The 15,939-nt window shown below is 34.0% G+C and carries 15 protein-coding genes; 6 read left to right on the forward strand and 9 right to left on the reverse strand.

The features are described from left to right. Window positions 1–71: 71 nt before the first annotated feature. The 4 genes from ACFX4W_RS03835 (at window position 72) to ACFX4W_RS03850 (ending at window position 3,506) form a co-directional block, all read left to right on the forward strand. A complete protein-coding gene (locus ACFX4W_RS03835) occupies window positions 72–410 on the forward strand; it encodes a VOC family protein (protein ID WP_377559238.1) in 339 nt (112 codons plus the stop codon). Window positions 411–1,086: 676 nt separating this feature from the next. Next, window positions 1,087–2,454: an FAD-dependent monooxygenase family protein gene (locus ACFX4W_RS03840; protein WP_043977912.1), complete on the forward strand. Its 1,368-nt coding sequence runs from the start codon at window positions 1,087–1,089 to the stop codon at window positions 2,452–2,454. Between the two features lie 119 nt (window positions 2,455–2,573). Beyond that, window positions 2,574–2,876 carry a hypothetical protein gene (locus tag ACFX4W_RS03845; RefSeq protein WP_043977915.1) on the forward strand — a complete coding sequence of 101 codons (303 nt, stop codon included), beginning with the start codon at window positions 2,574–2,576 and terminating at the stop codon, window positions 2,874–2,876. Window positions 2,877–2,921: 45 nt separating this feature from the next. After that, window positions 2,922–3,506: an NAD(P)H-dependent oxidoreductase gene (locus ACFX4W_RS03850; protein WP_043977917.1), complete on the forward strand. Its 585-nt coding sequence runs from the start codon at window positions 2,922–2,924 to the stop codon at window positions 3,504–3,506. A gap of 786 nt (window positions 3,507–4,292) precedes the next feature. Here the strand turns inward: ACFX4W_RS03850 and ACFX4W_RS03855 are convergent. From ACFX4W_RS03855 to ACFX4W_RS03885, 7 genes are all read right to left on the reverse strand, one after another. Beyond that, window positions 4,293–4,853, reverse strand: coding sequence for a maltose acetyltransferase domain-containing protein (locus ACFX4W_RS03855; RefSeq protein ID WP_043977922.1), 561 nt, complete (start codon window positions 4,851–4,853; stop codon window positions 4,293–4,295). A gap of 76 nt (window positions 4,854–4,929) precedes the next feature. Further along, window positions 4,930–5,919, reverse strand: a complete 990-nt coding sequence (locus ACFX4W_RS03860) for a carbohydrate kinase family protein (RefSeq protein WP_043977925.1) — start codon at window positions 5,917–5,919, stop codon at window positions 4,930–4,932. Between the two features lie 53 nt (window positions 5,920–5,972). Beyond that, complete coding sequence (locus ACFX4W_RS03865) at window positions 5,973–7,433, reverse strand: glycoside hydrolase family 32 protein (protein ID WP_043977953.1); 1,461 nt, start codon at window positions 7,431–7,433, stop codon at window positions 5,973–5,975. Window positions 7,434–7,454: 21 nt separating this feature from the next. After that, complete coding sequence (locus ACFX4W_RS03870) at window positions 7,455–8,696, reverse strand: MFS transporter (RefSeq protein ID WP_043977927.1); 1,242 nt, start codon at window positions 8,694–8,696, stop codon at window positions 7,455–7,457. Window positions 8,697–8,845: 149 nt separating this feature from the next. Next, complete coding sequence (locus ACFX4W_RS03875; protein ID WP_043977930.1) at window positions 8,846–9,694, reverse strand: carbohydrate ABC transporter permease; 849 nt, start codon at window positions 9,692–9,694, stop codon at window positions 8,846–8,848. After that, entirely contained in the window at window positions 9,694–10,638 is a 945-nt protein-coding gene (locus tag ACFX4W_RS03880) for a carbohydrate ABC transporter permease (protein WP_043977933.1), read from the reverse strand. The genes ACFX4W_RS03875 and ACFX4W_RS03880 overlap by 1 nt, the downstream gene beginning before the upstream one ends. Window positions 10,639–10,659: 21 nt before the next feature. Further along, window positions 10,660–11,961 carry an ABC transporter substrate-binding protein gene (locus tag ACFX4W_RS03885; RefSeq protein WP_043977936.1) on the reverse strand — a complete coding sequence of 434 codons (1,302 nt, stop codon included), beginning with the start codon at window positions 11,959–11,961 and terminating at the stop codon, window positions 10,660–10,662. Between the two features lie 553 nt (window positions 11,962–12,514). Between ACFX4W_RS03885 and ACFX4W_RS03890 the strand changes: the two genes are divergently transcribed. Next, window positions 12,515–13,489 (forward strand): LacI family DNA-binding transcriptional regulator, encoded by a 975-nt coding sequence (locus ACFX4W_RS03890; RefSeq protein WP_043977939.1) that lies wholly within the window; start codon window positions 12,515–12,517, stop codon window positions 13,487–13,489. 319 nt (window positions 13,490–13,808) lie between these two features. Here ACFX4W_RS03890 and ACFX4W_RS03895 read toward each other — a convergent pair whose 3' ends face one another. Continuing rightward, window positions 13,809–14,216 (reverse strand): ester cyclase, encoded by a 408-nt coding sequence (locus tag ACFX4W_RS03895; RefSeq protein WP_043977942.1) that lies wholly within the window; start codon window positions 14,214–14,216, stop codon window positions 13,809–13,811. Window positions 14,217–14,270: 54 nt separating this feature from the next. Then, window positions 14,271–15,032 carry an MBL fold metallo-hydrolase gene (locus ACFX4W_RS03900; RefSeq protein ID WP_043977944.1) on the reverse strand — a complete coding sequence of 254 codons (762 nt, stop codon included), beginning with the start codon at window positions 15,030–15,032 and terminating at the stop codon, window positions 14,271–14,273. Window positions 15,033–15,149: 117 nt separating this feature from the next. Between ACFX4W_RS03900 and ACFX4W_RS03905 the strand changes: the two genes are divergently transcribed. Beyond that, window positions 15,150–15,563, forward strand: coding sequence for an Lrp/AsnC family transcriptional regulator (locus ACFX4W_RS03905; protein ID WP_043977947.1), 414 nt, complete (start codon window positions 15,150–15,152; stop codon window positions 15,561–15,563). The last annotated feature ends 376 nt before the right edge of the window (window positions 15,564–15,939 follow it).

Here is a 15,939-nt window from a genome sequence, read left to right on the forward strand (position 1 = left end):
ATCTAATTAATGGTTTTTATAGGATACGACGCAAGACTTATTATTGAATGTATTAAAGAAAGGGTGTAAACATGAAAATTCATCATCTCAATCTAACAGTTACAGATGTCTCTGCTACTCAAGAATTTTTGGAAACTTATTTTGGTATGACATGCAAGGCAAACAGAGGTAAAGATTTTGCTATAATGCATGATGAAGATGGCTTTGTACTAACTTTAATGAAGGGAAGCAAAGTCAATTATCCAAAGACCTTTCATATTGGATTCCCCCAAGAGAATGAAGAGGAGGTAGATAAAATTAATCGGAGGTTAAAAGAAGATGGATTTAATGTCGAACCTCCAAAACAATTACATGGTTATACATTTTACGTGGAAGCACCTGGAGGATTTACAGTTGAGGTACTTTGTTAAACTATCAGAGCCACTCTTATCTATTTTTAGTGGTTCTGGTGTAAAAACCCATTTTTAGAAACATAGAACACCAATTTTCTTTAAATTATTGAAATTATTTTAATACACTCAAAATCAGGAAAGTAAATTTACCCTTTTTATGAGTTAATTTACTTTAAATTATTTCTTAACCATATTTTAATGTTATGTTATATTCATTGGATTATAATGGAGCTGTTAAATCAGTCTTCTTTCTTTTAACTTGCTTTTCATTTAAAGCAAGTCTTTTTTATTTAATGGAATGAAGCCTCTTGCAATCATATAGATTACATTGTATCAACATGTTTTACTAATAATCACACTACATTCTACACGATATTGAATAAATGGAATAAAACAACTAACAAACTTGATTAAGTAGTCCTATTAAGTGCTTAATTTGTTCATTAAATAAAAAAACCCGTTCTTTTTTATGGGGGAAAAACATCAAATATATGTATCTAATATGCAGAGAAACGCTCACTGAGGAAATTAACTGTGAGTTTATCGATAATTATATCAATCACTCCATGCAAGTTTCAGCGTTCTAAAAACTTTTGATTTTATGAGGAGTTCATTTCAAAGGTAATTCTCATGAAGTATAATAAAAAAAATTCCACATAGTATTTTATGCTAATTATAGATTGAGGGGAGAATCATATTGGAGAAAGCAATAGTTATCGGAGGAAGCATTGCTGGGAAACTAGCTGCTAAAGCCCTATCACATACTTTTCGGCAAGTAATTGTTCTAGAAGCTGGGGAAAAGTGCGAGGAGAAAGCCCCTAGAAAGAGATTGCCGCAAAGTTATCATCCTCATGTTTTATTAAAAGGAGGAGAACAAGCAATTGAGAAGTTGTTCCCTCACTTCTTTAATCAATTAATCGAGGATGGGAGCGTTATAAATAACTTTACAAAAGATTTAAAGTGGCACCATTTTGGTTCCTGGAAAAAACGATTTTTAGGAGAATTAGAGATGATTCAACAAAGCCGCCCTATGTTAGAGTGGCATTTGCAACATCGTATTGATCAAATTCCTAATATTACAACCGAGTATGAAACAAAGGTCGAGCAACTATTATTAGATCATCAATGTAATAAAATATCCGGAGTACGAGCGCGCTCCCTTAAGACAGGAAGCGAAAAAACAATTCTTGCAAATGTTGTTATTGATGCTAGTGGGTTTGGTTCAAAGAGTATAGAGTGGCTAAAATCATACGATATAGAGGTTAAGGAAGAAAAGGTCTGGATTAACCTTTTTTACGCTACTAGACTCTTTCGGCTGAAAAATCAGGGACGACCTGACTGGTCTAATCTTTTAATTTCTCCTAGTTTCCCTGAGAATCCTTACGGTGCATATATTCAAACGATTGAAGGAAACCGTTTTTCTGTTACCTTTAGTGGTTATGCAAATGAAAAGGCGCCAAGAACAACTGAAGAATTTTTCTCTTATGCACAAAAGTTACCTGTACCTGATGTGCTTCATTTCCTAGAACAAGTGGAACCAATTTCAGAAATCAAAATACATGCGATTCCCTATCAAGTACGTCGACGCTTTGACCTTGCAAATGTCCCAAAAGGTTTTCTAGTTGTTGGAGACGCTCACTGTCGATTCGATCCGGTATTTGGACAGGGAATATCTGTTGCGGCTATGGAGGCCTTAGAGTTGCAATACTATTTCGGGAATTCTGCATATCCTAATAGAAGGTTTACCAAAATACTTCACAAGAGATTTTCTACTCTTATTGCGACTCCATGGGATATGGCAATTACAGAAGCATTTCGCCATCCCGATATTAATGGAGAGAAACCTTTCATACAGCCGATTAAACAATGGTATAGTAAGAAAGTTTACCAGCTTTCGGCTTCTGATCCTGAGATTTATCTTAGATTAGTTAGAGTGATGAATTTAATACGCCCTCCTTTGCACCTTTTCCATCCTAGAGTTGGATTTGCTATATTGACCAACCGGAAGAAAAAAAGTAAGAAACAAGTAAATAGTCAAAAGTCAGCTCCCTATGAAAATTAAGATACGAATGTTGGGTTCTATGTAGAAACGTACTAAAAATTTTCATATGATAGATATCATGGAATATATTACAAGTAATTCTAAAATTATAAACAATTACATAAAGGAGAAAATTTAGTATGAACAAGCTATTAATTTTGACCATAGCTTCAGAAATGTTTCTGTTGCTATCCTTTTTGATTATCTTTTTAACAACCAGAAAGACGAAAAAAAGTATTCTCTTGATACCCTTACTTATTATTGGAGGCTTTCCACTTCTCTATTTAGCTATAGACCATATGAACAGCCACTATGTGGACGCTAATATAGGATTGGGTCTTTCCTTTATGTTTACCTGGATATATAGTGCAATTGCCTTTGTCGTCGCTATTATTCTCATAATAAGAAGAAAAAGAAATAATAATATTTTAAAAGAACAGTAACGTTGGTTCTGGTAGAAGAAATCCAATATAAATGGAGGAATATAAATGAAACATCTTGTTGTATATGCCCATCCACATCCAGAAAGTTTTAATTATTCTATAATGGAAACCATTGTTCAAGCCTTAGAGAACAATGGTCATGAGGTTGTTGTGAGAGACTTGTATGCCTTAGACTTTCAGCCTGTACTGAAACCTGAAGATACGGATGCTATGAAATCTGGCCATATCCCAGATGATATTAAAACGGAACAAGAATTCATTACTCAATCAGATGTAATAATATTTATATATCCAATTTGGTGGGCTGGTCTTCCTGCCATTATCAAAGGCTATGTAGATCGTGTATTTTCTTATGGCTATGCGTATGCTTATGGTGAGGAAGGAATTATTCAGTTACTCAAAGGTAAGAAAGGTTTGATAATTAATACTCACGGTGCTCCAAAAGAGATGTATGACAAAATCGGAATGACAGCTGGGTTAAAAATTACGTCAGATGTTGGGATATTTGAGTTTACAGGAATTGAACCTATAGATCATTTATTGTTTGGAAATGTCTCTGAACATCTTGAAGAGTCAGTGCTGAAGGAAATGCTAAAACAAATTGAAGAGAGAATAAATTCTATTTTTTAGAAGGATACAAAAATGACTACAAATAAAAAGAGAGCCTTGTTTATTTTAAGGCTCTCTTTTTTATTTACTACTGATAATTTACATTATGTAAACAAAATGCAGAGTATAAGAAAAAAGCTTACCTTTTTAGATAAGCTTTTGAAAGGGAATATCTATGGAAAATGCTTTACAGCATGATTAGCAATTAATTTATCATTTAACAATGAAAAAAAGATGAAAATTAACCATATTAAAAGGACATATCATAAGATATGTCCTTTTAATTTATTTTACTCTGTATATACTTAAAATGCATAATCATGGGTTGGCTTGCATCATGACCTTTCACTTGAAGAAATTAAATATTTAACCTTCTTTTTATCCATACTACTTTTGTTTGTTGCTTTAAAAGAGGAATTTTATTTCTGAATTTTCTTTTAAGTAGATCTACTGTAAACGCTAGAATATAATTGACAGTTTTTGCTCAATGTAATTTTACACTTTTGCTTCAATAAGCTAGAACTCTANCTACACTTGAACTATACAATATTTTATCTTTTAAATGCTTATTTTTATCTCGCTTTTTTAGCGTATATGTTGAATTAAACGATAGTGTCATCTTATAAAGCATCTCATTTTGTTTCTCTATAATTGCTTGATAGGTCCCTAAATAATGACCCAAATAATTATAATCTCTAATTTTCCCTATCCATATATCCAATTTAATCACCAATTAACTAATAAGTTAGAAATTCAAATTTCATTTAGAATCCTGTTATCAAAATTTGGTTAAATATCCATGTATCCTTAATTTCCAATCTTTTTAATGATTTTTGCGGGGTTTCCACCCACGACTACATTGTTAGGTATGTCTTTGGTCACTACTGATCCAGATGCAATCACAACATTGTCTCCTATTTTTACCCCTGGATTTATCACTGAACTTCCACCAATCCATACATTGTCTCCAAAAATAATTGGTTTTGCATATTCTTTTCCCGAATTTCGTTCATTTGGGTCAATTGGATGAGTTGCTGTATAGATATGTACACTCGGACCAAGTAAACAATTGTCTCCAAATCTCACTTCACAAATATCTAGGATGACACAATCAAAGTTTGCAAAAAAGTTTTCGCCAACAAATATGTTATAGCCATAGTCAACTCTAATATTTGGTTCAACATATACGTTTTCCCCAGTAGAACCGAATAAACTTTTTAGTAATTTAATGCGCTTATTATCTTCACTCTCTAAAGTTTCATTATATATTCTAACCTGCCTTCTAGCATGTTCTCGATCCTTTCTTAATTGTGCGTCTGCAGGATTATACATTTCTCCATCTAACATCTTTTCTTTTTCAGTCCTCATTATTTAAATCCTTTCTTTTGACCCTTACTTATATCGTGAATTTCATACTAATTCCTAACTATAAATACATATTTTCTTATGCTAATCTGCCTCTTTGAATAGCAATAAAATTCATTATATGTTGTTTTCCAGGTGCTGCGTGAATCGCTCCTTTTACTGAGGCAGTAAGTGCCCCACTTGCATTAGCAAAGGTAAGCAATTGTTGATGATGTTCACTTACTTTTTGACATAAATTTCCGCTCGATATATCAATTGAAAGCAATTGATATAAAAAACCACCTATAAATGCATCACCTGCTCCAGTTGTATCTGAAACAGTTACTTTAAATCCTTTATCCTCAAATTGTTCTCCATTTTTCAAATAAATAATAGCCCCATCTTTTCCTTTTGTATAAACGACTAATTTTACATTGCCAATAAAAAGAGAGTTAATAGCCTCTCTTTCTCCTTCAATATTGGTTATAAAAAATAATTCTTCATCCGATACTTTCACAATATCTGCTAAAGGTAAAAAGTCTAGAATTGTTCGACGACAGCTTTCTTTATCAGGCCATAAGGGAAGACGAACATTGGGATCAAAACTGACAATCCCACCAATCTTTTGAAAGCTATCTATTACTTTTATATGAGTTTGTTTCATTGGACTTTGGACTAAATCTACAGAACAAAAATGAAGAAGGTCTCCTTTATCAAACCACTCTACTTTCACCTCGTTTGGTAAGAGTAATAAGTCAGCTGAATTCTTTCTGTAAAAACTGAAGTCCCTATCTCCCAATTTATCTACAGATACGAATGCCAAACCAGTCTCTCCTTCATCACACCGAATAATATAGGAAGTATTTACCTCATTTTGTTCAAGCACATCTACTAAATAATCACCGAAGCTATCATTAGCTATTTTGGTTAGCATAACAGAATTCCCCCCGTATTTTGCAATTGCAATTGCAACGTTCATAGGAGCTCCCCCAGCCACACGTTCAAAACTAGTGACTTCTTTTAAAGACTTTTCTTTTTGAACAGGAATAAAATCAATTAATGTTTCGCCAATACAAAAAACTTTTTTCAACATCCTCACCTCAAAACAATGAACAAGTGCTTGTACACTTGTTCATTCATAGTTTATTTCCAGATATCTTTTAACTTCCAATATGTTAATTCCTTAATCTTTACATCTTCAACATCTGCAAATACTTCAATGCCTAATCTATCTTCAGTTGGATAAATACGACTTGTCATAGTTGCTTGTCCTTCATTTGCAAATACTTCAATAGAGGATCGATCAAGGAATATGCGTAAGGAAAGCTCTTGATTTGCCCTAAGAATGGTATTTCTTACACCATCTTCAACTTTACCAGACTTAGAACAATCGAGTTTTAGTGTTTGTTTGTCCAAGTGATACGTTAATACAGTCTCTTCCTGGTTAATTCCACGAATTCTTATTCCAACTGACTGAGCGTTACAATTGGTTAGGTCAAACATAGCTTTTATTTCAAGTAAATCTTCGTTTGTTTCTATTAAATAGCTATTAGAAGTTACATTGGTAAGTGTATTATGTTCAATCTCACGCAATAAGTTCAATTCTTCCACAGGATTCATTAAAACTTTATCATTCTCTCCTAAAGTAACTTCACGTGGTAATGTAAGTGCTCCACACCATCCATCTTCTTTTGTTGGCATATCTGACTCCCACATATCCATCCAACCAATAGCGATTCGGCGTCCTTTTGCATCTAATAACGTTTGAACTGCATAAAAGTCATGTCCATTATCTAACTCATTAAATGACCCGTGTATAAACTCGTTTGTTTCGTAATTGTAATCTCCAATTAAATATCCCGTCTGGAAGAGGTTGTTGTATAAATCTCCATCTTTTTTAATCCCTTGTGGAGAAAGCATGAGAACGTATTTCCCATCTAATTCAAAGAAATCTGGACATTCCCACATGAATCCGAGTTTTTTGTTTCCTTGTGCCAGTACACCAATGTATGACCACTTACGTAAATCCGTAGAACGGTATATAATTACTCTGCCTACATTCTCCTTGTTCGAATTTCCTACTACCATATACCAACTATCTTTGTGTCTCCATACTTTAGGGTCACGGAAATGATGACTACTATCCGTAGGTGGTTCAGTAATTACTGGATTTTCCGCAACCTTATGAAATGTGACACCATCGGTACTAACAGCAATATTTTGATTTTGATAAAATAAATCTTTTTCTTTATCTATATAGTGATGACCTGTGTAGATTAACGTTAATTCACCATCATTATCTACGGCACTTCCCGAGAAACACCCGTTAGTATCACAAGCATCACCAGGAGCTAAAGCGATGGGCAAGTGTTCCCAATGCACAAGATCTTTACTCTTTACATGCCCCCAGTGCATTGGACCCCAGTTTTCATCATAAGGATGATGTTGATAAAATACATGATATTCTCCTTTATACTGTACTAAACCATTTGGATCATTAATCCAGTTGGCAGGTGCCATAATATGATAACCTAACCGATAACGGTTATTTATTCCTTCTTTTGCAGTATCCAATGCATCTTGCGCTTGTTTAAGTTTGTTTATTGTGAACATTCTAACATCTCCTTATATAACTTGTTTTATGTCCGTTATATTTTCTTCTAACCCTTTGCTTTTATTAGAACCTAATAAAGTGAACATTGAAATAATCGTAAAACAAAGGACCATTATTCCTAGAATAAGGTAAGTATGACGGAAGCCTATCATGTCGTATAATTTACCGGCAAAAGGTGATAACAAAGATGCACCTATTTGAGAGGCAGCCTGAAATCCCACTAAATACAAAACGGATGATAGTCGTGTATCAAAGTTAGCTGCAAAATATTTAAAAATAGCGATCAACATAATGGGTAATTCTAATGCATGTATTAATTTCATTGAAGAAATACCGACTGGCCCTACTACAAGCCCCGAACCAATAATGCGAAGTGCCATTAGAAGACCGGCTAACAATAGTCCATTTTTGGCTCCAATTTTATTTACAATAAAAGGTGCAATAAACATCATTCCAGCCTCTAAAAATACTTGAAAAGAACTTAAATATCCAAACACCTGATTCCCTGTAGCTTCAGTCGCGAATAAAGATGTGTAGTAAATTGGAAATTGCTGATCATACACACTATATACACACGTTACTCCAATCACATACATAATCAAAAACCAAAACTTCTTTAAAAGAAAAAGTTGTCCAACATCCTTTAATTTAACGGATTCAGCTTTTTCCAATTCAAAGTTTGTAACCTCTATTTTTACTGATAAAATAATTGCAACTAAGATAATTGCTGAAATAGATGCCACCCAAAAGTTGATATTTGGATTAATATTAAATAGCTGACCTGCAAAAAAGGTTGCTGACGCCCAACCTAACGAGCCCCACATTCTAGACTTTCCGTATTCGAAGTTGTATTTGCGACTAACTTTTTCAACATAGGTTTCAATGGCGCCAATACCTGCGGAAATACCAATACCTAAATAGATAGCTCCCACAGTTGCACCCAAAATCACATTATATTTTAATAGTGGCCCATATATATAGATATAAAATGGTCCTACAAATACAAGCAGTAAACTAATAAAAGATAATATATTTTTCTTTAGACCTATCTTGTCGGAGATATAACCATATAAAGGCTGTATACACAATGCGAAGATAGCGTTTACAGAGAAAATCAAACCTGTGGCTGATCCACTTAAATTTAATTCTTGCTTTAACCAAATAGGAAATAAAGAGGCGCTAGAAGACCAAGTAAAAAAGAAAAAGAAAAAATAAGCACTTAACTTCCAATAGAGAACTTTTGAACTTTTCATGTTTGTTGCTCCTTTAACTAGATATATAGAATCCTTGAAACAAAAACTGAAAGCACTTTCATATTCATTTTATGTCAACCGGTTGACATTTTGTTAAAAAATTACCCATACATAGGTATTGTATTCGAAGCAATAACCTAATTTTTTTCTTATTTAATACCTGTTCCTGAACCTCCAATTCCTTCTAAAATATAGCGCTGAGCCACTATATAGATAAGAATTAATGGGATGGTGGATATTGTTAAAACAGCCATAACTTGATTCGTGTAAACTGGCTCCGTACTATTAATTGCTGTAATTGCTACTTGAATCGGGAATTTTGATTTGTCCGTTAAAACCATTAAAGGCCAAATATAATCATTCCAACTTCCGATAAAAGCTAGAGTTCCAACCGTAGCAACAGCCGGTTTAGACATTGGGAGCATAATTCTCAAGAATATTTTCCAGGTATTTGCTCCATCCAATTTGGCTGATTCAATAATCTCTGCTGGAATAGCCATGAAAAAGTTTCGGAATAAATAGATATTGAATGCCCCTGCTAAGGCTGGCAGAATTACAGCAAGACGAGTGTCTACTAATCCCAGTTTGTGAACTATAGTAAATTGTGAGATTAAGATTGTTTCTAGTGGTACGATTAAAAGCGCCAATAAAAGACCAAATAGCACTCTTTTTCCACTAAAATTCAATTTAGCGAAAGCATAACCTGCCATCCCGTTGATAATAACAGAACCTGCTGCTACACATAAACCATAAAACAGGCTGTTTATTATATAACCAATTAGGTGAAAACGTGACAGAACTTGCTTATAGGATATAAACCAATCTGACGGATGAAAGGAAGGTAAAAAAGCCTTAATACTGCTCATATTATTATAAACTTCTGCTTCAGGTTTCATTGAAGATGCGATCATCCAAAACAATGGGAATATAAATAATACCGCCAGCAAAACTAAACAAATGTATTCTAAGATTGTTAAAGGCCCGAATTTCCGTCTCATTAGTCATCTTCCTCCTTCACTAATCTCCGTTGCGCTAGCGTAACCAATCCAATAATTGTTCCAAATAGAAGAGCAATCGAACTAGCATATCCAACCATTCGATCCGTAAAGCCAGTTTGATAAATGTAATATACAACTGTCATTGTAGAGTTTACTGGCCCCCCCTGTGTCATAACCATTGGTTGAACTAATAGTTTAAATGCACCAATTAATGTCGTAATAAAAATAAAAATAGAAGTTGGCTTTAATAATGGTAACGTAATATAAATAAATCGTTGCCATTTATTCATTCCGTCTAGCTGTGCAGCTTCATAGACGTCTCCAGGTATATTTTGCAAGCCTGCTAGAAAAATTAACATCTGAAAGCCAGCTCCCTGCCAAGCCGAAACGAAAACAATTGTAAACATTGCCTGTTTAGGACTCGTTAAGAAAGGTTGAGCTGAAATGCCAAAGTACGTGAGTACATTATTGATAATTCCTTCATTTGGGTTTAACAAATATAGCCACAGAACAGAGATAACAACAAGCGACATTACCACAGGGCTAAAGTAAGCTACTTTAAAAAAGGTGTTAGCTTTACGTTGTTTGTTCAACAGCAGGGCCAGCCCAAGAGCTGCCCCTATCTGTAAAGGAATTACCCAAACGACAAATTTCAGGGTATTCACCAAGCTTTTCAAGAAAATAGGATCCTTAAATAAATTGATGAAGTTATCTAATCCGACAAATTTACGCATATCAGGTGTTAGCAGGTAATAGTCTGTAAATGCATAATAGACAGACATAATAGCTGGAATAATGAGGAACAACAATAAAAGTAATAATGCTGGTCCTAAAAATGTATAAGCTACCACATTTTCTTTCCATTTAATTCTATTTTTAGTCTCTTTTTCTGTTCCTGGGAATGTGTAAACAGTCTTATTTCCTTTTAATCCAGTTTTAATCATAATGCCTCCTTCTAGCTGCTTTTATCGATTAGCCTTATCGATAGCTGCTTGCATTTCTGTAGCACGTGTATCTAAGACTTTTTTAATGTTTTTGTTTTGATCATAGAAACTGATATCATCAATTGTTTGTTGGAAAGCACGTGTTACTTGTGGATAAGCTGGTGTTACTGGTCGTGCGTGTCCTGATTCCTTTAATTGCTTCATAAACACATTCATTTGATCAGAAAATTCTTTTGTAAGTACTTTTTCAGAAGAGTAACGAACTGGTAGTGCTGCAATTGTACGACTTAATTCTAAATTCGATTCTTTATTTGTCATCCAATCTACTAGTTTAGCAGACCATTCTTTATTTTCAGATTTCTGGGTCATTGCAAACTGCCAACTTCCTGAAGGTGAAACCAGTTTCTTTGTTTTTGGTGATACTGGATAAGGCATAACACCATAATCAACTTTTTGAAAATTTGTTTTCATATCCGTTACTGTCCATACACCACTAAACTTCATTGGGTACTTTTCTGTTTCAAAAGCTTGTTTGACAGGAGTACGCGTTGTATAACCTTCTTTTAACATCTTTTGAATAAAAGTCATGGCTTCAACACTAGATTTTTTATTAAACACACCTTCTGCTTTAGTACCGTCCTTCGAGAGAATTTCTCCACCTGCAGACCATACAAATGGCGTTAGCGCATACGTTAACATTTCATCTTTTGATTGTAATTGCATATCAATAGCTGGTTTATTATATTTTTCTTTCAACGTTTTACACAGGGCCATGAACTGATCCCATGTCCAAGGATGATCTACTGTCGGTAACGTATTTAAATCAACGCCTGCCTCTTTTAGCATTTTTTTATTGTAGTAAATTCCCACGGACGATTCGCTCGCACCAATTGCATACAATTTGTCTTTGTATGTTCCTTGTTGCTTAATACTAGGTAGTAAATCACCTTGATCTTTCACGTAATCATCTAGTGGAGCAATGATTCCAGATTTTGCATAAGCAGCTGTATTTGGACCATCCAACGTAATAACATCGGGTAATGTATCAGTTGTCAACGCTGCGTTTACTTTATCCTCATACCCACCGCCGTTCCCACTTCGTGGAATAAATTCAATTTTAGCTTTAACATTTTTAGATTTATACTTCTTGTTAAAAGCATCTACTCGTTTTTTATACACTTTACCTTCTTCACTATCGTCTGATACGTGTACCCACATTGTAACCATTTGTTTGCCGTCACTACTTACGTTTTTACCCTTACTACAACCTGCTACAGCAAAAATTAATAGTAGAGATATTCCTAATAAAAACCATTTCTTCATACGGTCCAGTCCCCCTTATTTCTCCTTATTCACAAAAAAATATAAAAGCGCTTTCAAGGAGTATTCTATGTCAACCGTTTACATATGTCAATCGGTTGACATGTTTTTTTTGAAATATCAAACTTTTCATCCCTATCCTTAAAACGAAGGTATAATATATTAGAATATATGTATTACCAATATCTCATTCATAATAAAAGTTAATGTTTGTTTGATATAAGGTAATAGTAATTAATCCCTACTTCTTGCACATGTTAGAGATCTTTTCTACAATAAGCCCATACCAAGTAAACTTTAATTAATTAAAACATTCCTCACAGTAAAGTATTTCAAAATACATAGTTTTTATTAATCAGAAAATCATAAAGCTACCAAAGGAGGAATTAATTTTAATTGTTATGAAGTGTTTATCTAATGTTTAATAAGCTATTTCCCTCACCTAAATAAAAAATTATTATGCAACTAAAAAATATAAAAGCTTATTTAAATAGCAAAGAAAAAAATCCTAATATAATATTAAAAAGTGGTATTTAGTAGGATAGGAGGAAATAGAATGAAACCTAATATCCATGACGTAGCAAAAGTTGCAGGAGTTTCATCAACAACAGTTTCACGTGTCTTAAATAATCGAGGTTACATAAGTGAAAAAACAAAGGATAAAGTTTATAAAGCGATGGAGGAAATTAATTATTTTCCAAACGATTTAGCACGTTCCTTATTTCATAAAAAAACAAATTTGATAGGGTTAATTATACCTAATTCAAGTAACCCGTTTTTCGGTGAGCTAGCCTTTCATATTGAAAGTATTTGTACTTTACTAGGCTATAAATTGTTACTTTGTAACAGTTTAAACCGTATGGATAAAGAGGAAAAATACTTAGAAATGCTTATACGAAATCAGGTAGATGGGGTCATTGTTGTAACATACAACCGAGGAGTCCTAGATTATCATAAACAAAATTTACCTATCGTAGCAATTGATCATTATTTGTCTGAAAAGATTCCTGTTGTAGGATCCGATAATTATGATGGAGGTAAAAAAGCTACAGAATTGTTAATAAAGAAACAGTGTGAAAATATTATTCATATTAATGGTCCACTCGACTTGGAAACACCAGCAAACTTAAGAAGAAAAGCATATGAGGATGTTATGAAGGAATACGGAAAATTACCAATTACATACGAAGTCTCTCCTCAAAAGAGCCGTGAGGAGGTAATCGCTAAGCTTTTTGATGAACATCCAGAAGTAGACGGTATTTTTGCAAGTGATGATTTAATTGCGGCTGCTGTCATAACAGAAGCTAGAAAAAGAGGAAAAGAAATACCTACTCAATTAAAAGTGATTGGTTACGATGGAACAGAAACAGTAAAGGCTATACTGCCAGAACTAACGACTATACAACAACCTATCGATTCTATTGCGAAGGTAGCAATTGACATTTTATCTAAAGAGATTGAAGGCGAATTCAAAAGTATAGAACTTGAAACTTATCTGCCTGTTAAGCTTTTAGAGGGTGGAACTACTTGAATAAATACATAACATTTACAAGGGAAAAAAATTTCTCTTTAAAGACTCGGAAGCGAAAGAATAAAATTATAAGTAGTGCATTGTTGGTAGTAGGAACAGCTGCATTATTTACAAGCATTCTATTGTTAACTGGAATATATGATCCATATGCTAACCATATTAAATAAAAATCTAATAGGCAGAAGTTCTTTATTTTAAAAGGGCTTCTGCTTATTTGATTTCCGATAATACCTGTTATGTTGACTGAAATTGTATAGGATATTCAACTTGAAAAAACGAACAGATACTGTTCTGTTCGTTTTTTATACAATGCTAAAGATTAAGCACTAATTTGACTTATAATATGATTTACATCTGCATGGGCTCTTTTTTCGATGATTTTGCCGTCTTTAATTCGTAAAAGCGTCATTAGAGCAAATTTCACATTTTTTCCTGTTGCCGAAATGCCAGCAAAAGGTATACCTGTATGTGTTCCTTCGAAAACAAAATAAACGGCTACTTGATTGCCTTCAGCAACCATCGTTTTAATTGGCATTTTAAATCCTGGGAAAGCATCAAAATTTTTCTTCTCTGATTCAATCAGACCTTCTGCACCTAAAAAAGGCGTATCAACCTGAGGATAAAATACAAAATCTTTATGGCAAAAGTCTTTCAATGCTTCATAGTTCTCTTGTTGAATGGCTTCATAAAAACGACGCACTAATTCTTTATTCATTTCAACTGACATAATTATTTCTCCTCTCTTTTAACCTAGTAACACACATGTTTGTCTATTTTGGGTTTAAAACGTATACGATTCACCATCATCTGGTACTGAAACAATAGAAGCAATTCCTTTTTCGTTAATAAAACTTTTTAATTCTTCTCTTGATAAATTCCAATGATTCACTGCTTCCATATGGACTACAATGATTTGAGAATTAGGGGCAGCTTTGTATACCTCATAGATATCTTCTTTATCCATGATAAGAGAGCCGCCTTCAAAGAATTGATTATCTCCACCATTTACCACAATGATTTCTGGTTTATGTGTATCGATAACTTTTTGAACCTCGTCATACCATACGGTATCTCCGGCTACATATAACGTTTTTTCGCTTTGGTGTTTGAAGACCACACCGCATACTAAACCAGCAAGTTTTAAAATTTCTCCTCTTCCGTGTTCACCTTTTGTTTTAATTAAGTGGATACCTTCAAACACTGTATCTTCTTGCAATACCTCTACATTCTGAAAACCCGCATTTTTTACCTCTGTCGCATCTTCTTTATTTTGAACAAATAGTTTAATATCTTTTGGCAATATTCTTTGCGCAGCCTCGTCAAAGTGATCTAAATGTAAGTGGGTGACAATGACTGCATCAATACCTTCGATGATATTTTCAACAGATGTGGGCAAATTAACTAAAGGATTATTTTGATCTTGTCTTGGTGAATTTGGGAAAGGTGGATACGTACCTTTCTCAGCTAACATTGGATCTATTAAAAATTTTTTATTTGCATACTCAACAACGATTGTTGCATTTCGAATTTGGTTAATTTTCATCTTACTCTCTCCTTTTCTTTGATCTACATATAGCTTATACTATGCCCAGTGCCTGAATACATAGATAAAATCAAGTCTTTTGGTCGTTTGACTTGGTTTTTGAAAGGAGTTAAAACAATGTTAGATCATACAGACATGAACATTTTACGTGAGCTTTCTAAAAATAGCCGAATGACAATGAAGGAACTGGGTGAGAAAGTTCATTTGACCGGTCAAGCAGCTGCTTCAAGAGTGGAAAAATTAAAAGATGCGGGTGTAATTGAAGGATATTCAATTACAGTAAATCAAGCGAAGTTAGGATGTTTTATGCATGCTTTTATCAATATTTATTTAAATGATATTCATCATCATCCCTTTCTCTCGTTCGTAAAAACGCAAACTCAATTCATCTTAAATAACTATAAAATTAGTGGAGATGGATGCTATCTGCTTGAATGTAGATTTCCATCTAATGAGTATTTAAATGAATTTCTAGAGAATTTAAATGAGTTTGCAAATTATAAAATATCCACTATCATTAAAAAGCTGTAATAAATAGCATTAAAAAAAGCCTTATATAGAAATATAAGGCTTTTTAGTACCTATAATTGGTTTTATGGTGCGACAAGAAGTCGCTTTCTTACAGTGTAGCTAACGCTACTCATCTAGACGCGAAGATGATCTCCATCCGANTTGCATCGGCATTTGACCCATTCCTTGCATCGGCGGCATTCCACCTTGCATCGGCATTTGACCCATTCCTTGCATTGGCGGCATTCCACCTTGCATCGGCATTTGGCACATTCCTCCGTGCATTGGCGGCATCCCTCCTTGCATCGGCATTTGACCCATTCCTCCGTGCATCGGCATTCCGTCTTGCATCGGCATTTGACCCATTCCTTCATGCATTGGCGGTAGCTCTCCGTAC

Source organism: Priestia sp. YIM B13489 (assembly GCF_042787645.1).
Lineage (GTDB): Bacteria > Bacillota > Bacilli > Bacillales > Bacillaceae_H > Priestia > Priestia megaterium.